Source organism: Providencia rettgeri (assembly GCF_023205015.1).
Lineage (GTDB): Bacteria > Pseudomonadota > Gammaproteobacteria > Enterobacterales > Enterobacteriaceae > Providencia > Providencia rettgeri_E.
Genome location: NZ_CP096258.1, coordinates 194,906 through 216,717, shown reverse-complemented (window position 1 = coordinate 216,717; position 21,812 = coordinate 194,906). Strand labels below are relative to the sequence as shown.

At 42.5% G+C, this 21,812-nt stretch carries 17 protein-coding genes; 9 read left to right on the top strand and 8 right to left on the bottom strand.

Translation table 11 applies throughout. The features are described from left to right. Window positions 1-155: 155 nt before the first annotated feature. Together M0M83_RS00940 and M0M83_RS00935 are read left to right on the top strand one after the other, a co-directional pair. The gene (locus tag M0M83_RS00940) at window positions 156-2,210 is read left to right on the top strand and encodes a TonB-dependent receptor domain-containing protein (protein ID WP_248467371.1); all 2,055 of its coding nucleotides are present in this window, start codon (window positions 156-158) and stop codon (window positions 2,208-2,210) included. Window positions 2,211-2,311: 101 nt separating this feature from the next. Continuing rightward, window positions 2,312-3,169, top strand: coding sequence for an alpha/beta hydrolase (locus M0M83_RS00935; RefSeq protein WP_248467369.1), 858 nt, complete (start codon window positions 2,312-2,314; stop codon window positions 3,167-3,169). A 2-nt stretch (window positions 3,170-3,171) separates the two neighbouring features. Here the strand turns inward: M0M83_RS00935 and M0M83_RS00930 are convergent, their stop codons facing one another. Continuing rightward, complete coding sequence (locus tag M0M83_RS00930) at window positions 3,172-4,104, bottom strand: LysR substrate-binding domain-containing protein (RefSeq protein ID WP_125891788.1); 933 nt, start codon at window positions 4,102-4,104, stop codon at window positions 3,172-3,174. 593 nt (window positions 4,105-4,697) lie between these two features. Here M0M83_RS00930 and M0M83_RS00925 point away from each other — a divergent pair. The 7 genes from M0M83_RS00925 to M0M83_RS00895 all read left to right on the top strand — a co-directional run bounded on the left by M0M83_RS00925 (window position 4,698) and on the right by M0M83_RS00895 (window position 13,638). Next, entirely contained in the window at window positions 4,698-5,303 is a 606-nt protein-coding gene (locus tag M0M83_RS00925) for an ankyrin repeat domain-containing protein (protein WP_125891789.1), read from the top strand. 89 nt (window positions 5,304-5,392) lie between these two features. After that, complete coding sequence (locus M0M83_RS00920) at window positions 5,393-6,316, top strand: DUF2877 domain-containing protein (protein WP_125891790.1); 924 nt, start codon at window positions 5,393-5,395, stop codon at window positions 6,314-6,316. Beyond that, entirely contained in the window at window positions 6,306-7,856 is a 1,551-nt protein-coding gene (gene fdrA, locus M0M83_RS00915; RefSeq protein ID WP_213914458.1) for an acyl-CoA synthetase FdrA, read from the top strand. The genes M0M83_RS00920 and fdrA overlap by 11 nt, the downstream gene beginning before the upstream one ends. Next, window positions 7,856-9,271: a DUF1116 domain-containing protein gene (locus M0M83_RS00910; RefSeq protein WP_248467368.1), complete on the top strand. Its 1,416-nt coding sequence runs from the start codon at window positions 7,856-7,858 to the stop codon at window positions 9,269-9,271. Before fdrA ends, M0M83_RS00910 begins: the two co-directional genes overlap by 1 nt. 251 nt (window positions 9,272-9,522) lie before the next feature. Beyond that, window positions 9,523-11,085, top strand: coding sequence for a xanthine permease (locus M0M83_RS00905; RefSeq protein ID WP_125891793.1), 1,563 nt, complete (start codon window positions 9,523-9,525; stop codon window positions 11,083-11,085). A 76-nt stretch (window positions 11,086-11,161) separates the two neighbouring features. Then, window positions 11,162-12,112 carry a carbamate kinase family protein gene (locus M0M83_RS00900; RefSeq protein ID WP_213914457.1) on the top strand — a complete coding sequence of 317 codons (951 nt, stop codon included), beginning with the start codon at window positions 11,162-11,164 and terminating at the stop codon, window positions 12,110-12,112. A gap of 140 nt (window positions 12,113-12,252) precedes the next feature. Beyond that, entirely contained in the window at window positions 12,253-13,638 is a 1,386-nt protein-coding gene (locus tag M0M83_RS00895) for an amidohydrolase family protein (protein WP_125891795.1), read from the top strand. A 40-nt stretch (window positions 13,639-13,678) separates the two neighbouring features. On the opposite strand, the gene M0M83_RS00890 is transcribed toward M0M83_RS00895, so the two are convergent. From M0M83_RS00890 to M0M83_RS00860, 7 genes are all read right to left on the bottom strand, one after another. Further along, window positions 13,679-14,653: a nucleoside hydrolase gene (locus M0M83_RS00890; protein ID WP_213914456.1), complete on the bottom strand. Its 975-nt coding sequence runs from the start codon at window positions 14,651-14,653 to the stop codon at window positions 13,679-13,681. 24 nt (window positions 14,654-14,677) lie between these two features. Then, complete coding sequence (locus tag M0M83_RS00885; RefSeq protein ID WP_248467366.1) at window positions 14,678-15,679, bottom strand: LacI family DNA-binding transcriptional regulator; 1,002 nt, start codon at window positions 15,677-15,679, stop codon at window positions 14,678-14,680. Window positions 15,680-15,755: 76 nt separating this feature from the next. Continuing rightward, window positions 15,756-17,141, bottom strand: coding sequence for an MFS transporter (locus tag M0M83_RS00880; RefSeq protein WP_125891798.1), 1,386 nt, complete (start codon window positions 17,139-17,141; stop codon window positions 15,756-15,758). 254 nt (window positions 17,142-17,395) lie between these two features. Beyond that, window positions 17,396-17,650 carry an acyl carrier protein gene (locus tag M0M83_RS00875; RefSeq protein WP_213914454.1) on the bottom strand — a complete coding sequence of 85 codons (255 nt, stop codon included), beginning with the start codon at window positions 17,648-17,650 and terminating at the stop codon, window positions 17,396-17,398. An 8-nt stretch (window positions 17,651-17,658) separates the two neighbouring features. Further along, complete coding sequence (locus M0M83_RS00870) at window positions 17,659-19,245, bottom strand: hypothetical protein (protein WP_248467364.1); 1,587 nt, start codon at window positions 19,243-19,245, stop codon at window positions 17,659-17,661. A gap of 76 nt (window positions 19,246-19,321) precedes the next feature. Next, complete coding sequence (locus M0M83_RS00865; RefSeq protein WP_248467362.1) at window positions 19,322-20,461, bottom strand: hypothetical protein; 1,140 nt, start codon at window positions 20,459-20,461, stop codon at window positions 19,322-19,324. A gap of 3 nt (window positions 20,462-20,464) precedes the next feature. After that, the gene (locus M0M83_RS00860; protein WP_248467360.1) at window positions 20,465-21,793 is read right to left on the bottom strand and encodes a type III secretion target, IpaC/SipC family protein; all 1,329 of its coding nucleotides are present in this window, start codon (window positions 21,791-21,793) and stop codon (window positions 20,465-20,467) included. Window positions 21,794-21,812: the final 19 nt, after the last annotated feature.

Genomic DNA, 21,812 nt, shown 5'->3' with positions numbered 1-21,812 from the left:
GGTGACTGAAGAAAATACCGTAGGTGAAAATTCTTAGCTGAGATCAAATATTGCTCATAAATTAGTTAGCACATTATTTATTTTTGATATGTTTTAGTGATAGTATTCGCAAACAATATAATTATCATTCTCATTTATATTTACTAGGGATAACTATGACTTCGCAATATCACTACACCCTTATTGCCGCCGGTGTTTGTGCGGCTTTATCTTCATTTAGCGCTACAGCAGCAGACAGTAAAACAGATACTATGGTCGTCAGTGCGTCAGGCTTCTCACAACAACTGCGTGATGCTCCAGCTAGCGTGACCGTGATCAGTGCAGACCAACTACAAAACAAACCTGTTCGTGACCTCGCCGATGCGGTTAAAGACGTAGAAGGGGTGAGTATCGTTGGTGCTGCCAATAAACAAGATATTAATATCCGCGGCTTACCCGGCGAATATACGTTGATATTGGTCGATGGGCGTCGTCAAAACAGCCGTGAATCACGTCCAAACGGCAGTGGTGGTTTTGAAGCGGGCTTTATGCCACCTGTTGAAGCGATTGAACGCATCGAGGTGATCCGTGGACCTATGTCCTCCCTGTATGGTTCTGATGCGATGGGTGGTGTTATCAATATCATCACCAAAAAAGTGACCAATGAATGGCACGGTAGTGTGACAACAGGCGCGATTATCCAAGAAAATAGCGATAGCGGTAATTCAGCCGACGGTAACTTCTACCTATCAGGCCCATTAATTCAAGATAAACTCGGCCTGCAATTGTATGGTGGTGGGGATTATCGCCAAGAAGATAAAATTGCTGATGGCCATCATAAAAAAGATAATAAAAGCCTAACCGCAAAACTGACGTTTACCCCAATGGAAAACCAAACTTTCTTATTAGAAGCGGGTAGAACCACACAAGAAAGAGAAGAAAAACCGGGTTACTCCCTTGCACCAACCAGTGAGTTTAATGGTAAGCCAAGAGCAAATAAACACTCTGAAATCCATAATGACCGTAACCATTTTGCTTTAACCTATAAAGGGGACTGGGATTCATTCAATACTGAGTTGAGTGTTTATCAAGAAAATACGAAAAAAAGAACCAAAACAGACATAACAGACCCTGCGACTAAAATTACAGAATATCGTTATGACGCACGAGTACCCGAAATTACCAATACTGTCGTTGATGGAAAAGTCGTGGCGTTTTTGCCGGACAATATCCTAACCGTTGGTGGTCAATTTCAGTATGCGAAACTAAAAGACACCTCAGCAACAGGTTCATCAACAACTGAAAATGCGAAGATGACCGCGGAACAACACGCTTTCTTCTTAGAAAATGAGTTCACGGCAACAGAGAATCTGATATTGACGGGTGGGTTACGTTTAGATCACCATGAGTTTTATGGCGACCACTGGAACCCAAGAGGTTATGCCGTCTATTACCTCACCGATGAGATAACCATTAAAGGGGGCGTTTCATCTGCATTCCGCGCGCCAACATTACGCGAAATTAGCCCGAGTTATGGAACGTCTACTGAAAAAGGCTTAGGTATCATTCATGGTAACCCTGACCTGAAACCCGAAAAAAGTGTCAGTGAAGAAATCAGCATTGCCTATAACCATGAATCAGGCTTTGATGCGAGCTTAACATTCTTTAATACTGATTTTAAAAATAAATTAACCAGTTATTACACTGGTGGAACTGACCCACTTACAGGCCTAAAACTGTATACCTATGACAATGTTGGTAAAGCAAACATTAAAGGGGTTGAAGTCGCAACAGGTATTCCAATTATAGAAGATTGGAAGCTGAGTTTGAACTATACCTATACCGACTCAGAACGTAAAAGTGATGATGAAAAGCTAACTAGTGGACAATCTTTAAAAGGCTATCCTTTGGATAAGACACCAAAACACTTAGCCAATGCGAAATTAGATTGGCAGTTTAGCGAAGACCTCAACTTGTATACCCGTGCGCAATATGTAGGAAAACAAGTTTGGGCTGCACAGCGTAATGGTGCATCAGTCCCTCGTTACCGTAATGGCTATACCACTATGGATGTCGGTGCGACCTATCAATTATTGAAAAATACCAAACTCAACTTTGCGGTATTAAATATTGGTAATGAAAAAGGCGATAAAATTGATGCACAAGGTGGTGGCAACTGGGATATTGAAGACGGACGCCGCTATTGGGCGAACGTTAACGTTAGTTTCTAATTAGCTCTGAGGGTGTGCCTGTTTCAGGTATACCCTCAAAAGTATGTGATTCGGGTTGCTGAGCGTAGTCAACACCCCTGCAGCTTGAAGGATGACGAGTATTGAATAAATTATTAATTTCCAGCTTATTATTATGTATGGCAAGCAGTGCATTCGCACGCCCTAGCCAGACTATCCCGAGTATGGACGAGCAAGTCAGCCAATTTTACAATATCCAACAAACGGATATGGCCTACGGTGACCGTGCGCTGCGCATTTACAGTGCGGTACCCTATAATGTCACCGCACAACGCCCTGTCCTGTATATGCTTGATGGCAATGGTTTATACCCCAAAGCGGTTAATCGCGCAGTTGCAAAGCTCCCTGCGGATAAACTACCAATTATTATTGGAATTGGTTACCCCATCGACGAAGCCTTCCCAAAAGTATGGCGAACGCTCGATTATACCCCACCGGTTACGGGTGAGGATTTTAAACAAGGCGGGGGGTCCCCTGTACTGTACCAATTTTTAACTAGCACTATCCGCCCATGGGCAGAGCAGCAGTTTCCTATCGATAAAAGCAAACAAACCCTATTTGGCCATTCATTTGGTGGATTATTTACCTTGATGGCATACCAACAACAACCGGATGATTTTCAGTTTTATGTTTCGGCCAGCCCGTCATTATGGTGGGGTAAAGGAAGTATGGTGGATTTAGCGAAACTGACGGCGAAACAAACGGCTTCCCCCTTATTTGTGACTTTAGGCGGTTTAGAAGAGAGCCCTGATTTATCCAAATTGAGCGCCGAACAAGTACAAAATTACCAAGCGCGCAAAAGTTGGATTAGCACACGCCAAGTTTGCACTGAAATTGCAAACCACCAAAGGCACTGTGAATTTACCTTATTCGATGGCAAAAACCACGGTTCAGTGATCCCTGATGCCATCGATAAAGCCCTTGATGTCGCTAGCCAATAAGACTAATTGATGGGTTTTAGAAGATCGCTGTAGAGATCTGCTAAAACCCCCTTTTCGCCAAATTCTTTGCGGATCCACTGTGTCACAAGCCCAGTCGCTGAGTGCTGTGTGGCGAGTAGCATATGGGAGTCTTGCCGCGGATTCTGAATTTGTTTCGTTACCAACAAGCCATGTTTAACATGTTCTTTGATCATATAATCCGGTAAGAAACCAATCCCCTCACCGAGTATCTGGCACTGGCATTTAGTGTTAAAATCAGGAACTTGAATTGCTTCTTGTCCATGTAATAGCCAGCCTACTCGCTTGTTAATGGTATGCGCAGTGTCCTCTACCATAATATTTGGATAGAGGCGCAATTGGCTCTCAGCGATGGGCTCTGGCATCAGCGCTAATGGGTGACTTGCTGCGATAGCAAATTGCCAATGAATTGCACCGATTTCAGTGTAGTCAATTCCACCGCCATCCATCAACGTACCCGGAGCACCAATCGCAATATCCGCATGATTATTAATAATGGCATCCCAAACCCCATTATATACCTCTGTTGTCACGGTGATATGGCAGGTAGCAAATTGTTTTTTTAATATTTGCAGTAACTTAGCGGTATGATACGGCGTATATAATAACTGATTAATACAAATACGCACCCGCGCTTCAATACCTTGCTCAATAGAGTAAATACTTTTTTGAATAGAATGGAAATTATTAAGTAAGTCGGTCGCTTTACGATAAAAATAATAACCCGCTTCTGTGAGTTCAATATTACGGGTATTACGAATAAACAATGCGACATCTAAATAAGTTTCAATACGTTTGATGGTATAACTTACCGCAGAGGTGGTCACGCCTAATTCTTCCGCGGCTTTACTAAAACTCGCAAACTTGGCTGCTGTTGTGTAAGTCAGTAAGTTTTCTTCCGTAAAAATTGAGTTCATACCCACCGCCAAAATGTTTAAAATTTAGACAAATCATGTTTTTATGTGAATAAAATTCAATAACGCAAAAATCGGATTATTTTTCGAGCATATTTTTATAGCTTAACAGAATTACTAACAACTGGAATAGATTAAATTTGATATGTATTCCCCCTAGGTAAAAACCGTACATTTAACGTCACTATTAATATTCGAAATACTTAATATTATTGAATTTAATAGGCAAACCAAGCATTAACATTCGACACAGTCGAGATCAATAAAATTACAAATTTAACAAATTAAAAACTTTCAATTTGATGTCTATCACAGAACTGAGTAAATCATGATTTTCGATTTTAATTAACAAAATAAATCATACAATTTTGTTCATAAAACAGTCACAAACCATCAAAAAACGATAAAAAAGGATGCTCGTACGCACAAAAAAGCCGGATTATTGAATTGAATTCAACAATCAAACGCCTCATTGATGAATTAAATTTAAATGGATTCTTTTTATTAATGACAATTGCTATGCTTTAAACATCATAAATAATCTTCAAATTGTCTTTATCTATGTTGGTAATAAAAACCAACCTAAGGGGAAAATGATGACCGCTAGTACTCTCGCTCACGACTTTTTAACTGCAGCTGAAAAAGGACAATTAGAAATATTAAAAAGTTGTCTTGAAAAAGGTGTGGATATTAATACCACCAACCGCCAAGGCCGCACGGCAATTGTTAATGCAAGCCTGAATAAACATTATGAATGTGTTTCTTTTCTAATTAATGCAGGGGCGGATATTAATAAACAAGACCAAACCTGTTTTAACCCTTTCTTATTAAGCTGCCTTAATGATGACCTCACATTGTTACGCATTGTTTTACCTGCAAAACCAAATTTAGATTTATTAACCCGTTTTGGTGGCGTGGGTATTACACCTGCAAGTGAAAAAGGCCACGTGGAAATTGTTCGCGAATTACTTGAAAAAACCGAGATTAATGTTAACCACACCAACTTCGTGGGCTGGACACCACTATTAGAAGCTATCGTGCTCAATGACGGTGGCGAAAAACAACAGCAAATCGTTAAATTGCTATTAGACCATGGTGCAAACCCACATATGACTGATAAATATGGTAAAAAGCCATTAGAGTTAGCGCGTGAAAAGGGTTACAACGAAATTGTAGAGCTGCTGATTGCCGCGGGCGCATAATTAAACCATATACTCTAAATCATTCGGGTTGCTGAGTGAAGTTAACACCCATGTAATTTGAAGTATGGTGAGTATAGATAAGGAGGCATGTGAACGCATCCATATCTCATCGGCAAAGGTTATACGGGCTAACGGCTGATACACATTTTCTCAATTTGTTTCATCAGCCACAACCCCAAGGAACAGTAGAACAAGTTTTTAATAAAGCCATTAACTTTTCTATTGATAATGAACTTTATACTTTGCTTTGTTCTCAGTTAGATAATGCACCAAATAGTTGCCGACTAATCAATAAAGACTTTTCTCTTTTCGATATTAAAGAAGGAGAGAACATTAATTTATCAAATAAAGAAATATTGATTGGTAGTCATTATTTAATATCATTTTCTTTATGTAAAGAATGGCGGCAACCTGTTATCAACTTTAGCGATAACAAACTGAAAAAATTAAATTATTTATTATATATCGAAGAACAAATAAGTAATTTGGATCTAATCTTAACTGAAAATGAAAATTCTCTATTTAAATATCAGGGAGATAACTTTTTTTATCTCTCTATGACAGCGCAATTGGTTCAATTACGTTCTGAATTGATTGAATCAATAATTAAGAAAAACAAAGAAAATGTTATCGATGTGATCCGCCAGCTTGTTGGATTAGGTATCGGGCTAACACCATCAGGAGATGATTACTTAGTTGGGTTAATGGCATTTTTATTATTAACCGGTCATCCGGCTGCCACTTTTTACCCTGAGTTTTATCAAGGAATAACCCAAAGCCTCAGCCAGACGACACCAATTAGTGCCATCACATTGGAAAAAGCGTTAAACCAAGAATATCGAGAAAATATGCAGCAATTAATTCAATCATTAGTTGATGCGAAAGAAACATATATTTATCCACAAATTCTAGAGATTTTAAATATCGGGTCGAGTTCTGGCAGCGACATGCTATTTGGCTTGCGAGATGCCCTGTATATCACCCATTATTTCGGAGAAAACTATGTCGACTAAAGTTGTCATAAAAAAGAATACTTATTTTGATTCCGTATCACTGATGTCTATTTCGACAAAAGCCAATCAGCTCGACAATGTTGAACAAGCGTTTGTCGCGATGGCAACAGAGATGAATAAAGGCGTTTTACGTAATTTAGGGTTACTAACACCTGAATTAGAAGAGGCCAAAAATGGCGATTTAATGATTGTCATTAAAGGCCCAAGCGATGAAGCAAACGATGCCACATTAATTGCTATCGAAGACTTATTTAATAAGAAAAATCAGGGTGGTGGGCAACATGAAGCCAAATACGCCACCATTAATTCAGCGAAGACGCATATCCCAGATGCCAACCTCGCCGTCATTTCAGTCAATGGTCAGTTTGCTGCTCGTGAAGCGCGCATTGCGTTAGAAAATGACCTCAACGTCATGCTGTTTTCCGATAACGTTTCCATTGAAGATGAACTTGCCCTTAAACAATTGGCTAGCAAGAAAGGTTTGCTGATGATGGGCCCTGACTGCGGAACTGCCATTATCAACGGAACCGCGCTGTGCTTTGGTAATAGCGTTCGCCGTGGCAGCATTGGCATCATCGGTGCATCCGGTACGGGTAGCCAAGAACTCAGCGTCCGTATTCACGAATTTGGCGCAGGCGTTTCCCAATTAATTGGTACCGGTGGTCGTGATTTAAGCGAGAAGATTGGCGGTATCATGATGATTGATGCTCTGAAAATGCTTGATGCCGATGATGAAACTCAAGTTATCACATTGATTTCTAAGCCACCAGCCCCTGCTGTTGCGAAGAAAGTGCTAGAGCAAGCGGAAAAATGCCATAAACCTGTTGTTGTGTGTTTCTTAGGTAGCCAGCCACTACCAGAAGACAAACCGGGTCTGACATTCGCCCAAGGCACCAAAGAAGCCGCACTGAAAGCCGTTCTATTAACGGGTATTCGTAAAGAAGATTTAGATTTACATCCTCTTAATTTACCCCTGATTGATGAAGTCAGAGCAAAACTGAAACCTGAGCAGAAATATATTCGTGGTTTATTCTGCGGTGGAACTCTGTGTGATGAAGCCATGTTTGCCGCGCTAGAAAAGTACGATGATGTTTACAGCAATATTCAGCCAAACCCTGACTATCGCTTAAAAGACCTCAATAAAAGTATTGCGCACACTTTCCTCGACTTCGGTGATGATGACTTTACCAACGGTAAACCACACCCAATGATCGACCCAACCAACCGTATTGAACGTTTACTGCAAGAAGCTCGTGATCCTGAAGTTGGCGTCATTATGATGGACTTTGTTTTAGGCTTTGGTTCTCACGAAGACCCTGTGGGCGTGATGATCGATGCAATTAAAGAAGCGAAGAATATTGCCAAGCAAGATGGCCGTGAATTAGAAATTTTAGGCTATGTATTGGGCACCGATCAAGATACGCCATCGATGGATGCGCAAGTCAAAATGCTAACTGATGCCGGAGTCATCTGGGCAAGTAGCAGCACCAATACGGGTTTATTAGGGCGTGAGTTTGTATGGAAAGGGGAGAAAGCATAATGACTTCATTATTTAAACAGCCATTAAGTGTGATTAACGTTGGCATCGAAATGTTCAGCGATGACTTGAAAAAACAACATGTTCCGGTCACGCATTTAAACTGGACGCCTCCAGGACAAGGCAACGTTGCGGTCATTCGCGCCCTAGACCAGATTGAAGGTAATGCGGCACTACAAGAAAAAATTGCGGCGGCTAATGCCCAAGCACTTGAGCGCATTATTCAATCTCAGCCTGTGTTAATCGGTTACGACCAAGCGATTAACGTAGTTCCAGGTATGACCAAAAATACCATCCTGCACGCAGGCCCACCTGTTGCTTGGAAAGATATGTGTGGCGCCATGAAAGGTGCGGTGACTGGTGCACTGGTTTTCGAAGGCTTGGCAAAAGATTTAGCCGATGCAGAACGCGTTGCGGCTTCTGGGGAAATCATTTTCTCTCCTTGCCATGAACATGATTGCGTTGGCTCGATGGCTGGCGTCACTTCAGCATCGATGTTTATGCATATCGTTGAAAATAAAACCTATGGTAACCGTGCATTCACTAACCTCAGTGAGCAAATGGCGAAAATCCTGCGCATGGGTGCCAATGACCAAAGCGTCATTGACCGATTAAATTGGATGCGTGATGTCTTAGGTCCAATGCTACGCGACGCAATGAAAATCGTTGGTGAAATCGACCTGCGCTTGATGCTTGCGCAAGCACTGCATATGGGTGATGAGTGCCATAACCGTAACAATGCAGGAACAACCTTACTTATCCAAGCGCTCACGACTGGGATCATTCAAACTGATTTCTCTGTCGCACAACAAAAAGAAGTCTTTGATTTTGTTGCAAGCAGCGATTACTTCTCCGGCCCAACGTGGATGGCGATGTGTAAAGCTTCGATGGATGCCGCTCACGGTATCGAATACAGCACCGTTGTCACCACCATGGCGCGTAATGGCTATGAGTTTGGCTTACGTATCAGTGGGTTACCGGGTAAATGGTTCACAGGACCTTCTCAGCAAGTTATCGGTCCGATGTTTGCAGGTTACAAACCAGAAGACTCTGGTTTAGATATCGGTGACTCTGCAATCACAGAAACCTACGGTATTGGTGGTTTTGCTATGGCAACAGCCCCCGCTATCGTGGCACTGGTGGGGGGTACGGTAGAAGAAGCCGTCGACTTCTCCCGCCAGATGCGTGAAATCACGTTAGGTGAAAACCCGAATGTCACTATTCCATTACTAGGCTTTATGGGTATTCCTACAGCCATTGATATTACGAAAGTTTCAGCCAGTGGTATTTTACCTGTCATCAACACGGCCATTGCCCATAAAGACGCGGGTATCGGTATGATTGGAGCAGGTATTGTTCACCCACCGTTTGATTGCTTTGAAAAAGCTATGCTGTCTTACGCGCAGAAATACGCGTAGTTTCCAGTCATAAAAAATAACGCCCATCTTCGGATGGGCAATAAGAATAAAACGAATACCCTGATTGATTTTATTTGAAAAACAGTGCTGTAACTCAAAATATAGGAACATAACCTAAATAGTTTGAATTGCAGCTAGGCGGTAAGTAAACGAGACCCTAGTCGCATATATAAGTATGCGGCTAGGCCGAGTGAATGCAGCCAACAACACTGCGGTTCAAAGTATGACGGGTATGCAGGGGGAATATATATATGAGTATACTTAGCATCAAGTGGAAACGTGGGGACTTAGCCGCCTACTTTGGCTTAATGACCAATAACCTAACCAACCTCCTCACCATGATGGGTCTCTTAATTTTCGTTGTCGGTATCCCATCTGAAATGGTTTATGGCACGATTGCACCTGCTTTTGGTTTTGCTGTTTTACTTGCCAGTGTGAGCTACGCTTATTTTGGCCAGCAAATGATAAAACAAACCGGGCGCGATGACGTTACAGCTCTTCCATCAGGCCCGAGTGCCCCTTCTATCTTTACGGTGACGTTCTTAGTCATCATGCCAGTCTACCAAACAACACAAAATGCCGAATTTGCGATCCAAATCGCACTGGTTTGGTGTTTTGTCGAGTCAATGATCCTCGTCGGTGGTTCTTTCTTAGGTGAAACCATCCGTAAGATGATCCCACGCACCGTTCTGTTATCCTGTTTGTCTGGTTTAGGATTACTGTTACTGGCGATGAACCCAATGCTGCAAGCGTTTGAAGCACCAACGGTTTCATTCATTGTGCTGTTATTAATTTTCATTAACTGGTTTGGTAAAAAACCAATTTTTGCGCGTATCCCAACCGGCTTATTGCTTCTCATTGCGGGTACAGTGTTGGCATGGGCTTCCGGTTTGCAAAGTGCAGAAGCAATCAAAGACTCAATGGCATCATTTGGCTTTAACCCTCCAAGTATCCATATTGATAGCTTCTTCCAAGGCCTGCCACACGCTCTGCCTTACCTAGCGTCTGCAGTACCACTTGGCTTAGCAAACTATATATTCGACCTGGAAAATATTGAAAGTGCCCACGCGGCGGGTGATGAATATAATACACGTAAGGTCATGTTAGCTAACGGTTTATCATCGACTGTCGGTTGTTTCCTAGGTAACCCATTCCCAGTCACCGTTTATGTGGGTCACGCGGGTTGGAAAGCGATGGGTGCAAGCGTGGGTTATACGCTAGCATCCGGTATCACCATGTTTATCGTACCATTATTCGGTATCGGCGCCTTTATGTTAGCTATCATTCCAATGACCGCTATCGTGCCAATACTGGTGTTTATCGGGGTCGTCACCGCCAACCAAGTTGTACGAGAAACGCCGAAAATTGAAGTCCCCGTTATCTTTATCTGTCTGTTCCCATGGATTGCTAACTGGGCATTGACGATGGTTAATAGTGTCATTGGCGCGGCAGGCACCTCTGCGAGTGCAATTGGTATTGAAACCTTGCTACACAAAGGGGTTTATTATCAAGGCCTGGTCCATTTAGGAAACGGGGCACCGTTAGCCAGTATGTTATGGGGCTGTATTGCTATCTTTGCTATCCTCAACCAACCATTGCGTGGAGCCATTGCTGCCGCCGCGGGAGCAATATTAGTCTTCTTCGGAATTATTCACTCCCCAGCGGTCGGAATTGCCACCGGTTCAACCTTGATGTTTGTTTACGCATACCTCATGATGGCAGCTTTATTTGTACTCAAACACTTTTTAGACAGCCGAAAATCGGTGGAAGAACAACAAGCTGAAAAATCTGAGAAACTCAGTAAGTCAGTGTAACCAAGCTAACCTTTTATAGTAGGTGTGCTCTGTACACCTACTATCAGCTAAATATCTGTCTCAGGAAACATTAACAATGAAAGAACTCGTGGTTGTTGCCATCGGGGGCAACAGTATTATCAAAGATAACAACAGCCAGTCTATCGAAGCTCAAGAAAAAGCCGTTCAAGAAGTCGCACATCATATTGGTGACATGCTTGAAGGTAATTACAACATTGTTTTGACCCATGGAAATGGACCTCAAGTTGGATTAGATTTGCGTCGTTCCGAGATCGCCCATGAAACCGAAGGTTTGCCGTTAACGCCTCTCGCTAACTGCGTAGCGGATACGCAAGGTGGAATCGGCTATTTAGTTCAACAAGCGCTGACTAACGTCTTAGCAAAACGCCATAACCGCCAAGCGATTACGGTAGTAACACAAGTTGAAGTCGATAAAAACGACCCTAACTTTAGCGCGCCAACCAAGCCGATTGGGGCATTTTTCACTGAACAGCAAGCTCTGCAATTACAGCAAGCAAATCCAAGCTGGCATTTTGTTGAAGACTCTGGCCGCGGTTACCGCCGAGTCGTAGCTTCCCCTGAACCCAAACGTGTCATTGAATCACAAGCTATTCGTACCTTAACAGAACATAATTATGTGGTGGTTGCAGCGGGCGGTGGCGGTATCCCAGTCATTGATAACGGCAATGGCGGCTACAAAAGTGTTGATGCGGTAATTGATAAAGACTTATCAACAACTTTACTGGCGAAAGAGCTCAATGCCGATATTTTAATTATCACCACAGGTGTCGAAAAAGTATGCATTCACTTCGGCAAACCTGAACAAAAAGCACTTGGCGAAACCAGCACCCGCGACATGCAACGCTACATGGAAGAAGGCCATTTCCCTGCGGGTAGCATGTTACCGAAGATTGAAGCCAGCCTATCGTTTATTGCTAATGGCGGTAAACGTGTGATCATCACCACCCCTGAAAAACTACCAGAAGCCTTACGCGGTGAAACGGGAACCCATATTGTTCAAGGGTAAATTTCTATAATCTAGCTCATGCGAATTTTTTGTTAATCGCAAATGCAGTACCACTCAGATCGTTTGATGGCGATCTGAGTAAATAAGTATCGCTTAAAAACAGGAAATTCGGCAGTAAATGGATATCACTAGGAGTTTCTATGAAAGCAGAAAAATCATCAGGCAGAAGAGAGTTCCTTTCCACCAGCGCCAAAGTTGCGGCCGCTTGCACTTTATTCGGTGCAGTATCAGGCATTGCTTCCGCTCAAAGCCAAGTTAGCCTTAAAACAGGCCAATCCAGTATTACGGACAAACATTATTACCTCGATGACGTGTTGCTCGAAACGGGCTTTAATTACCAGGATTCGACGGTTACCAGCACCCAAACCGCCTTACACACTGTCGAAATCCGTGACGGTAAAATTGCGGCTGTTTTACCGAATAAACAGCATGCAGATGGCACATTAAATGCCTATAGCGCGCAAGGCAAACTGATGCTACCGGCCTTTCGTGACATGCATATCCACCTCGATAAGACCTTCTATGGTGGGCCATGGCAAGCGCCACAGTCACGTGAAGGTAAAACGATTATGGACATGATCGCGTTAGAGCAAAAATTGCTACCTGAATTACAACCTTTCACGGAAGAAAGAGCAAATGCGCTGATCGCGCTGATCCAATCCCAAGGATCAACCATTGCCCGCAGCCATTGTAATATCGAACCCGTTTCTGGTTTGAAAAATTTAGAAGCCTTACAAAAAGTGCTTGGTGAGCACCAGCAAGATCTCACTTGCGAAATCGTCGCCTTTCCACAACATGGTTTATTACATTCCAAGTCAGAAGGTTTAATGCGTGAAGCCATGCAAGCAGGCGCTCACTATGTTGGCGGTTTAGACCCAACCAATGTGGATAGCGCAATGGAAAAATCTCTCGATTCCATGTTCCAAATTGCGTTGGACTACAACAAAGGCGTGGATATTCATCTACATGAAACTAGCCCCGCGGGCGTTGCCGCTATCGATTATATGATTAAAACGGTAGATGAAAACCGCAGCTTGCGCGGTAAAGTGACCATCAGCCATGCCTTTGCACTGGCAACACTTAACCCTGAACAAGCAGAAAAAACAGCTAAACAGTTAGCTGAGCAGCAAATCACTATTGCTTCGACGGTTCCAATTGGCACACTGCATATGCCACTAAAAACCCTAAATCAAAATGGGGTATTTGTGATGACCGGAACGGACAGTGTAATTGACCATTGGTCGCCTTTTGGCCTAGGCGATATGCTAGAAAAAGCCAATTTGTACGCACAGCTCTACACTCGCCCTGATGAGCTGTCGCTGTCCCGTTCACTTGCCATCGCAACAGGCAATATTTTGCCGTTAAATGAGAAAGGCCAACAAGTGTGGCCTGCCAAAGGGGATGACGCCAGCTTTGTGCTGCTTGATGCGTCTTGTTCTGCCGAGGCCGTCGCGCGGATTTCCCCACGATTTGCAACGTTCCATAAAGGCCATTTAGCCCACGGAATGATGTCGAAGTCCGCCTAAACGCGATAAAAATAGCGCCTTCAGGCGCTATTTTTTTACCTTATTTTTGCCGCTTGAGCGTATTAAAGATTAAGTCTAATAAACCCGAGTTATCGACGGATTGCAGTACCGTGATTGGCTTTGTTTTTGGTTCAGGGAACCCAACTCTTAGACGTAGTGAGTCATAACAGAAACTTTTGCCACGCAGTGCTCCTTGAAGCTCAATACCGACATGCTTTTGCTCATGCGTCACTAGGCGCTTATCCAATAACCATGCAACGGTTAACACATCATGTATCCAACACCCTGCTAAATGACGTGTTGCGCGAGAATAGTCCATCCACGGTCGCATTGTGGCCTCAAGAAAACGGCTCAGAGGCGTATCGATTTGAGCAAGTTTATCAAGATCCTCATGCACCATCTGCGTTTGTACCGTAACATCCATTGGTACCAAAGTCAGGTTTGCGCCACTGTTCAACACCGCATAGGCCGCTTCAGGATCGATGCCAAAATTCGTGTCTTTCAAATATCCCGGTACGTTAAAAACTGCCCCCATGATCACTATTTCCGCCACGTTTTGAGCCATATCAGGAAACAGCTGCATTGCAATTGCGATATTGGTTAATGGGCCAATGGCAATAATCGTGATTTGTTTCGGGTTCTGGCAAACTAGCTCGCCAATACGTAACGCTGCTTCTGGGATAGACCGCGGTAAACTCGGTACGGAGGGAAGGCCATCCCACAGGTGCTTAAGTTGAGCCCGTTCAGCGCCGTTATCGAGTAGCTCACGCCATGGCGCACTCGTTTCAACCAAGGCCGACGATGCACCACGATAAACAGCAATATTTTCCCCCAACGAATTAACTAAATGACTAGCAACGTCAAAGCCAATTTCGCTGGGCGTATTACCCGAAACGGTGGTGATCATTTCCAATTTGATTTCAGGTGCAGCAATAGCCAGCGCAAGTGCCAAGCCATCATCAACATTCGCACCAACGACCCCATTACCGGGGTCGCAATCTATAATCACTCGCATAAATTTCCCTGAAACAATAAATCATCAGCATCCACATGAATGCCCGATTTGTAATTCAAATTCCACTTCACAAATGGCTTCTTTTTGTGGCCAATTTTGTAAGATGTGTATCGCTTTTTGCGCAATTTGATCAACAGGCTGGCGAACCGTTGTAAGCGTTGGAACAGTATATTCTGATTGCACCGTACCGTTAAAACACACCAGAGCAATATCTTCTGGTACACGCATGTTTAATTCTGCTAAGGCTTTTAAACAGCCAAACGCTTGTAATTCATTTGTCGCAAAAATCGCATCAGGGAAACCAATGTCCTGCATCTGATAAATCGCGTGATAACCCCAATCACGGGTGTATTCCCCCGATAAAATCCATTTTTGCTGTATCATCAAATCGGCTTCAGATAGTGCAGTTTTCCAACCATTTAAGCGGTCTTGGGTATTCAGCATGTTATTCGGGCCACAAATAATGCCAATATTTTTATAACCGTGTTCAATTAAATGGTGAGTAATTTTATAGGTGGCCAGTTTCTCATTCACTTGAATGGTACTGATCCCTTCTGCGGCCTCAATTCTATCAAGCATCACACAAGGCGTGCCCGATGACTGAATTAAATCAACATAGGGATGCCGATCAACACTGGTATAAATAAGCCCTTCAACTTGCCTGAGCAAAAGGTTATTAATCAATTCTTTCTCTCGAACCCGTGAATCACCTGCATCACCGAGTAACAAAACATGCCCATATTTAAACGCTTCGCGCTGTAATGCATGGGCAATAGAGGCAAGAAAGGGGTTAGAAATATCAGGGATCACTAACCCATAGGTCTGCGTACTACCCGAAGCTAAGGCTTTAGCAATGCCATTTGGCCGATACCCCGTTTTTTTGATTGCAGCTAACACCTTTAGCCGCGTTGCCTCTGCGACAGGACGCGGGCCATTGTTAATCACATAACTGACTACCGCAACCGAGGTTCCGGCTTCGCGGGCAACATCTACCCGCGTCACTTTACGGTCATTCGTCTCTGACACCCAGCAATTCCTTTTTCTAACATGACTTTGTCAAAGAATAGCAGCCACTTTGACTTTTATATACAGCCACGTTCACTTATATCGCATCTTCAGGCAGGTTTAGATCACGGCCTCGGGTTTCTGGAGCAAAGAATGTGGTCACGAAGCCAATGCATGCCATGGCAATAAAGTAGACCGCTATTGGCCACCACTGACCTGTCCAAGACAACAATGCAGATGCCACCAGTGGCGCTGTACCACCGGATAAAATAGAACCAAGCTCTTTAGCAAAAGCCATTTTAGTATAGCGATTACGCACACCAAATAGTTCCACGCCCCAAGCTGCTTGTACCCCGAAAATCCCCAAAGATGCTAACCCCATCCCAACCACAATCGTCGGGATCACGATCATCGGTTCGCGAGAGTCTAATAACATAAACGCAGGTACGGCATATAGCATTAATAAGAAACAGAACCAACGGTAGATAATACGACGGCCAAATCGGTCGGATAACCAACCGGCGAAGGGAATAATGGCAAAACCAAGAATAGAGGCTATCAACACAGCTGTGGTGGGTACGGATTTATCGACCAATAATATCTTAGTGACATAACCGATGATAAAACCTTGAGCAAGATAAGATGGCCCATTTTCACCAATACGTAACCCCACCATTGTCCAAAACGCACGTGTTTTTTGCCAAAATGAACGGGTATCTACAGGGTGAGCCACCGCATCAGACTCTAATGCGAGACGACGTTCTTCGGCGAGTTGCTCTTTTTGTCGCTCAAAAACCGGGGTTTCACGCATATGTTGACGAATAAATAATGCGGCCAACGCAATTAAAATACTGCCAAGGAAAGGAATACGCCATCCCCATGACATCAGACTTTCTTTGTCCATCTGTAATACGATCAGCCAAATCATTGAAGCCAGTAGTGTTCCACTGTTTGAACCTAATGCAATGATGGACGAAACAAGGCCTCGACGTTTAACCGGGGCATATTCACCCAACATCACCGTGCCACCGGAGAGTTCAGCCCCTGCACCTAAGCCTTGGGCAAACCGCAAGATCACCAAACAAACCGGTGCCCAGACACCAATTTGTGCGTGGCTGGGGATCGCTCCAATAAGGGTGGTTGATAGCCCCATCAACGCAATCGTGATGACCATAACCATTTTTCGGCCATGTTTATCACCTAGCCAACCAAAAAATAGTGCGCCAATCGGACGTGCAATAAATCCGACTGAATAAGCTGCAAAGCTGGATAGCAGCGCCATAATCGGCGTTGAATCAGGGAAGAAAACATCACCGAAAATAATACCTGCTGCTAAGCCATAGAGGGCAAAATCTGCATACTCCATGGTTGTACCTAACCAACAAGAAAAAATCGCCCGGCGGAAATCTTTTTTTCCTTCGGGCGTACTTAACCGTTCTTGTGCGGCCTGTTGGTTCGCCTCGATATTTAATTGTGTAGCCATAGTGATAAACCCTTGGTGTTGGCGCTAAGCCTTTTAATCAAAAAAATCTAACTGGCGTTTTTTATTTACTTAAAGGATAGTCTACGCGCGTAGATCTAAGCAAACGAGGCTATGCTATTTTGTGAGCGTTATCACTTGATGACAAAATGATGAATTTTATATGACTGAAAATAACAGAATAGAAAATAAGTAAAAGGAGCCACATTCAAATAAATAAACTGGGGTCAGTTCATAAATACCGTGGCTCTCTATTTTTATATGACACTCACTAGGTACTCAACAATGTCCCGAAAATTATGCCATTTCATCCAAACTTCATCACTAATTGGCTGCCCTGTATACTGTTCGATAGCCGTTATCAGCTCTAACAATTCCAGTGAATCAATATGAACATCTCGGATTAACTCAGAGTCTATTGTATAGGTATTTTCGATCCCCGAATAAGCCCGTATTGATTGAATTTGCTCTGAAAGCCACTGCCAGTGAATAGCCGCGTGTTCATTTTTCATGTGGTCTCTCACTCTTGTGTGGTGTAAGCGTCTTTTTTGCTTTGGTCACGTGTTAACGCCCCTCTCTCCGTTAATGTCACTGACTTACCTGTATTGGGTAAGTGTGAGTAAGTATCCACCACCACGGTTTTAACCGCTTCACGGTCGCCTTGGTAGACTGCTTTATCTGATAGATTACGGGTAAGCATGCCATTCGCTGATAATGTCACCGCTTTTTGTCCTTTTGGCTCTTTGAGTACCCAGTGGTTATTTTTGTCTTTTTGATAAGTATTCGCTATAAACGCAGTTTCCCGTTTTGGTAGTTCGAAAGAGTGAAGCGGCGCCTGAGCAACCGTATTCGGTTTCCTCACTAATAAAGGCCGTGATGCTAGAAGGGCTTCCTGTCTTATTAGGTCCACATCAAGCTTTGTTTTTTCGGCTGCATCTTTTAATCCAAATAATGTATTAAACACCGTTGCAGGTTTTTTATTCGCCCTTTCCTGCGCTTTATCATTCATCATTTGTTTATGAGCAACTTGATCATTTTCTTGATTGTCATCTTCAACCAGCGGCTCTTTAGTCTCTACAGGGCGATCATCTGCGGCCTCCTTCGCCATATTATAGATACTGGTAAAGTTATCATTAACCGTTATAGGTTTAGTTAACAAAGCAGGCATGTCTTTGTTGTCATCAAAAGTGCTTTCGTGGCCACCATCCACGCAATCCTCCGGTTTAGCATTATTCTCAAGATTTAGTGCCACCCTATTTTCAGCCTTACCATCCGTATATTCAGTCTCACCATCTGTATTTATAGGAGTACTTAGCTTCCCCATAATTTCAATTTTTTGTTCCAGCGCCACAAAGATATTATATAAATGTAAGTGTTTATTAACTGGTTCTTTATTTTTTTTCAGTTGATTTTTTGCTTCCGTAATTAACCCCTGTTTTCCTTTATGAAGAAGAGGATCAAATAATGCGTCGAATGGTAGTTCCTCAATACTTTTTTCATCTAACAAAGGGTTTAATTTTCCGTTAATAGCGGGGTCAACATATTTATCGATAAAACGTTTAGACACGTTATCAATATAGTCATCACTCCAAATATTATCGAATGGCAATTCATTAAAGGCTTTTTCCGACAATCGGAGTGCTTGTTTAAATTTTTCGTCAGTCTTACCGCTATTGATTTTATTAATCAGTTCTTTCACATAATATAATACTTTTGAATTTTTAATTTCTTCATCAGTAAATAGTGTCAAACTATTAAACATATTTTTAGATTGATAATTCCACTCTAGCCCTGCAACAGTCTCATCCCCCATAGCATTCAGAGTATTGCTTATCATTTCCAAGCTAATATTAGGATATTTTTTATTTAATAGTGATTTAATGGTATTTATTTGTAAACTACACTTGTTAGAATATAAATCTTCAGTCTGACATAAAATATTAACTTCTTTTTCAGTGACTTTTTCTTTGCTAGGAAGTTGGGCTTCCTGACCTACATTATTAACTGAGCTTATATTACTTGAAAATAATTTATTATTATTCTCAGGTGCCGACAATGGGTTATTAACAGGTGACACAGGTGAACTATTACTTTTAATGTTAGTCATCCCCCCTCCTTATTGATTAATATAAAAACTAAATGGAAATTTATTTTCACTCCATAGGGAAAATACAATTTTGTCATTACATATTGACGTAGCCATTATTATATTGCTGTAAATCTTTATAGAGCTGAATAAGCAGCTGAGTTAACGTTTCAAAATGACTATTATCTTGCCGAAAGGTTTCTAATAAACGTGAAACTGAGCTATTAATCGCATTTTTTTGACTGTCTATCGCGGTTTGTAAACTTTGAAACTCTTGAGATGAAATGTCACTACCATCTTTATCCCAAGTTGCCGAAGAGTGGTTCAATGCATAAAAAATTTCTTTGACGGGTTTTAAATCTGGAAATACGCATAACTTTCCATTCATTCGCTCAATAATAAATCCTTGCCCTGATAATTTTTTTTCCCAAAACGCATATTCTTGCTCAGTACCTTTTATCTCCATTAAGGGCTTAGCATTATCAAAATCAGGCTTCCATTTTCCAAAATATTCGCCAACACTTTTCAGGTCGAGTTTCTTTTTTTCGTTTTCTATTTGAGATTTCAATAGAAATGATGCAAATATACCAAATGGTTCTGAACCTACTTTTTTTAATCGTTCCTCTAGTTCCTGTATTTCTGCTGTATGGCCATCAACTTCACTGATTACACTCGTACCCGAATATTTCGCAACTATTTCATCCATGACCCTCAAAGTATCTTCTAATTTGATATGTATTTTACCATCTTCACCCGCTTCAATATAACGAGATAGCTTACTTGCCATGGTATTCATATCTTGCATATATTGGGTTGATGCTTTAACTAATTCTCCGTATTTTTTTTGATAATCTGCGTGAATATTATCAATTAGGCCAGTCAATCCATTAATATGCGAGCGACCATCTTCGAGACTCTTCTCTCTTCTTGTGGCTCTGAGTCCTTTCGCCTCCTCATAGGCATCATTCGCTCTCTTATTTTCACGTATCAGCATTCTTGCCCCACTCAGTATATCTTCAGGGGGATCATTCTGTGACCGTGGCTGATAAACGTCCTCCGGTACTCTGTATTCCATCTGTCGAAATACATCTAAAGCTTGCTGATGGGGCATAAGTGACTCATCAAATGTAATGCCCCCCCCAAAAAGGGGGAGGTGTGGTTGCTCTGTCAGGGCTGGTGTCGCCAACGGCTGAAAGTGACTAATATTATCTAAATAAGAAGGAGAGATAATCGCCATTCTTTAGCCTCTCACCATGCTTTGTACTGTTCTCAGGCCACTTTCGCGAATTTCACGTAAATGCTCTTGCATCTGTTTTGCAAGGTCCTGACTCTTATCGACTTGTTTGTCTTTATCGGCGTAAACTGAGCGTGCGGTGTCCGCCACGGATTGTTCAATCATTTTGTCCGCTTCTGCCGATTTTACATTAACTTGATTTGACGCTGTCGCTAATTGGCCGGCGTTATCTGACATTCGGGAAGCCTGCTCTGCCACCCCCATTTGTACACGAGATTTATTCATGATTTGCTCGTGCTTCTCATGCTGTGATACACCAAGCTCTCTTGTTCGTCTGCTAGCTTCTTCAATTCGTTGACTTGCAAGATTTTTCTGGCTTTGCGAAGCTTGACCGCTCAGTGTCACTGTAGAGCCATCTTTCCCCGTTAAACTCAACGTATTCGATTTCGTTGAATCGTTCCCTACTGTTCCATTTAACCCAGATAACTTACTGGCACCTCTGATGTTTTGATTTCCTGGCACCAAATTGTGTTTGATCGACTTCTGTTGTTGACGCAACCCTCTTGCTTGGAAAGCACTACCAGCAGCCGTGATCGCAAGGGAGGTAAAAAAGCCCATCATGGCGCCTTTAAAGGTTTCTTTACCTTCACGGATCGTTGAATCCGCAGACGCTTGTACCATTTTGGCATTTAATTGCAGAAAATCTGCACTGATACGACGATCTGAAATGTTTATCTCAGTCATCACTTTGCGAAGAATTTTTGACAACTCAACCAATAAGTCATTACTAATAATTCCAACAAACGGGCTATTTTTAATGCTATCGATAGGCTCTTGGCCTTTATGACCACCGGAAATCTGCCCAGAAGATGGGTCTTTAAAGAAACTGCTGGCAATCAAGACTTGAACGGCTTGAGCCATCTGTTTTAACTCAGTTTCATCTGGTAACTGCGCGTCTCCAACCAGCTGTTCTATATAACTTTTTTCTTCAATTAACACCTTACCAATTGCCTGCTGAATATTTTCTGGCGTCAGTGTTCGAAAGGCATGAAGATCATCCAGTGTGGCTAACTTATCGGAGTTCGTTAACGCAGAAATATCCGCTAGCATCTGATCATCATGCATTGAAAATTGCGTCATTTTTAATAATGGCTTATCCATACGCATTTCAGGCTCTGATGCCATTGTATATACATCATTTAATTGCACGCCTTGCAGTAAAGGCGTCGCAGCTGCTTTTGTATTGCTGCTAATTGCTGGGGAAAGACCATCAAAGCTGACAGGATTATGACGTAAAACTGGCTTATTCAGTTCTGATTGAATATTAAGACTCATTTGATAAATTCCTATATTA

Coding starts and splice junctions, on each gene's coding strand:
- M0M83_RS00890 (WP_213914456.1), bottom strand. CDS start 14,653: ATGCGAGTGATTATAGATTGCGACCCCGGTAATGGGGTCGTTGGTGCG.
- M0M83_RS00880 (WP_125891798.1), bottom strand. CDS start 17,141: ATGGCTACACAATTAAATATCGAGGCGAACCAACAGGCCGCACAAGAA.
- M0M83_RS00865 (WP_248467362.1), bottom strand. CDS start 20,461: ATGGCGATTATCTCTCCTTCTTATTTAGATAATATTAGTCACTTTCAG.
- M0M83_RS00930 (WP_125891788.1), bottom strand. CDS start 4,104: ATGAACTCAATTTTTACGGAAGAAAACTTACTGACTTACACAACAGCA.
- fdrA (WP_213914458.1), top strand. CDS start 6,306: ATGTCGACTAAAGTTGTCATAAAAAAGAATACTTATTTTGATTCCGTA.
- M0M83_RS00900 (WP_213914457.1), top strand. CDS start 11,162: ATGAAAGAACTCGTGGTTGTTGCCATCGGGGGCAACAGTATTATCAAA.
- M0M83_RS00875 (WP_213914454.1), bottom strand. CDS start 17,650: ATGAAAAATGAACACGCGGCTATTCACTGGCAGTGGCTTTCAGAGCAA.
- M0M83_RS00925 (WP_125891789.1), top strand. CDS start 4,698: ATGACCGCTAGTACTCTCGCTCACGACTTTTTAACTGCAGCTGAAAAA.
- M0M83_RS00860 (WP_248467360.1), bottom strand. CDS start 21,793: ATGAGTCTTAATATTCAATCAGAACTGAATAAGCCAGTTTTACGTCAT.
- M0M83_RS00940 (WP_248467371.1), top strand. CDS start 156: ATGACTTCGCAATATCACTACACCCTTATTGCCGCCGGTGTTTGTGCG.
- M0M83_RS00905 (WP_125891793.1), top strand. CDS start 9,523: ATGAGTATACTTAGCATCAAGTGGAAACGTGGGGACTTAGCCGCCTAC.
- M0M83_RS00870 (WP_248467364.1), bottom strand. CDS start 19,245: ATGACTAACATTAAAAGTAATAGTTCACCTGTGTCACCTGTTAATAAC.
- M0M83_RS00910 (WP_248467368.1), top strand. CDS start 7,856: ATGACTTCATTATTTAAACAGCCATTAAGTGTGATTAACGTTGGCATC.
- M0M83_RS00895 (WP_125891795.1), top strand. CDS start 12,253: ATGAAAGCAGAAAAATCATCAGGCAGAAGAGAGTTCCTTTCCACCAGC.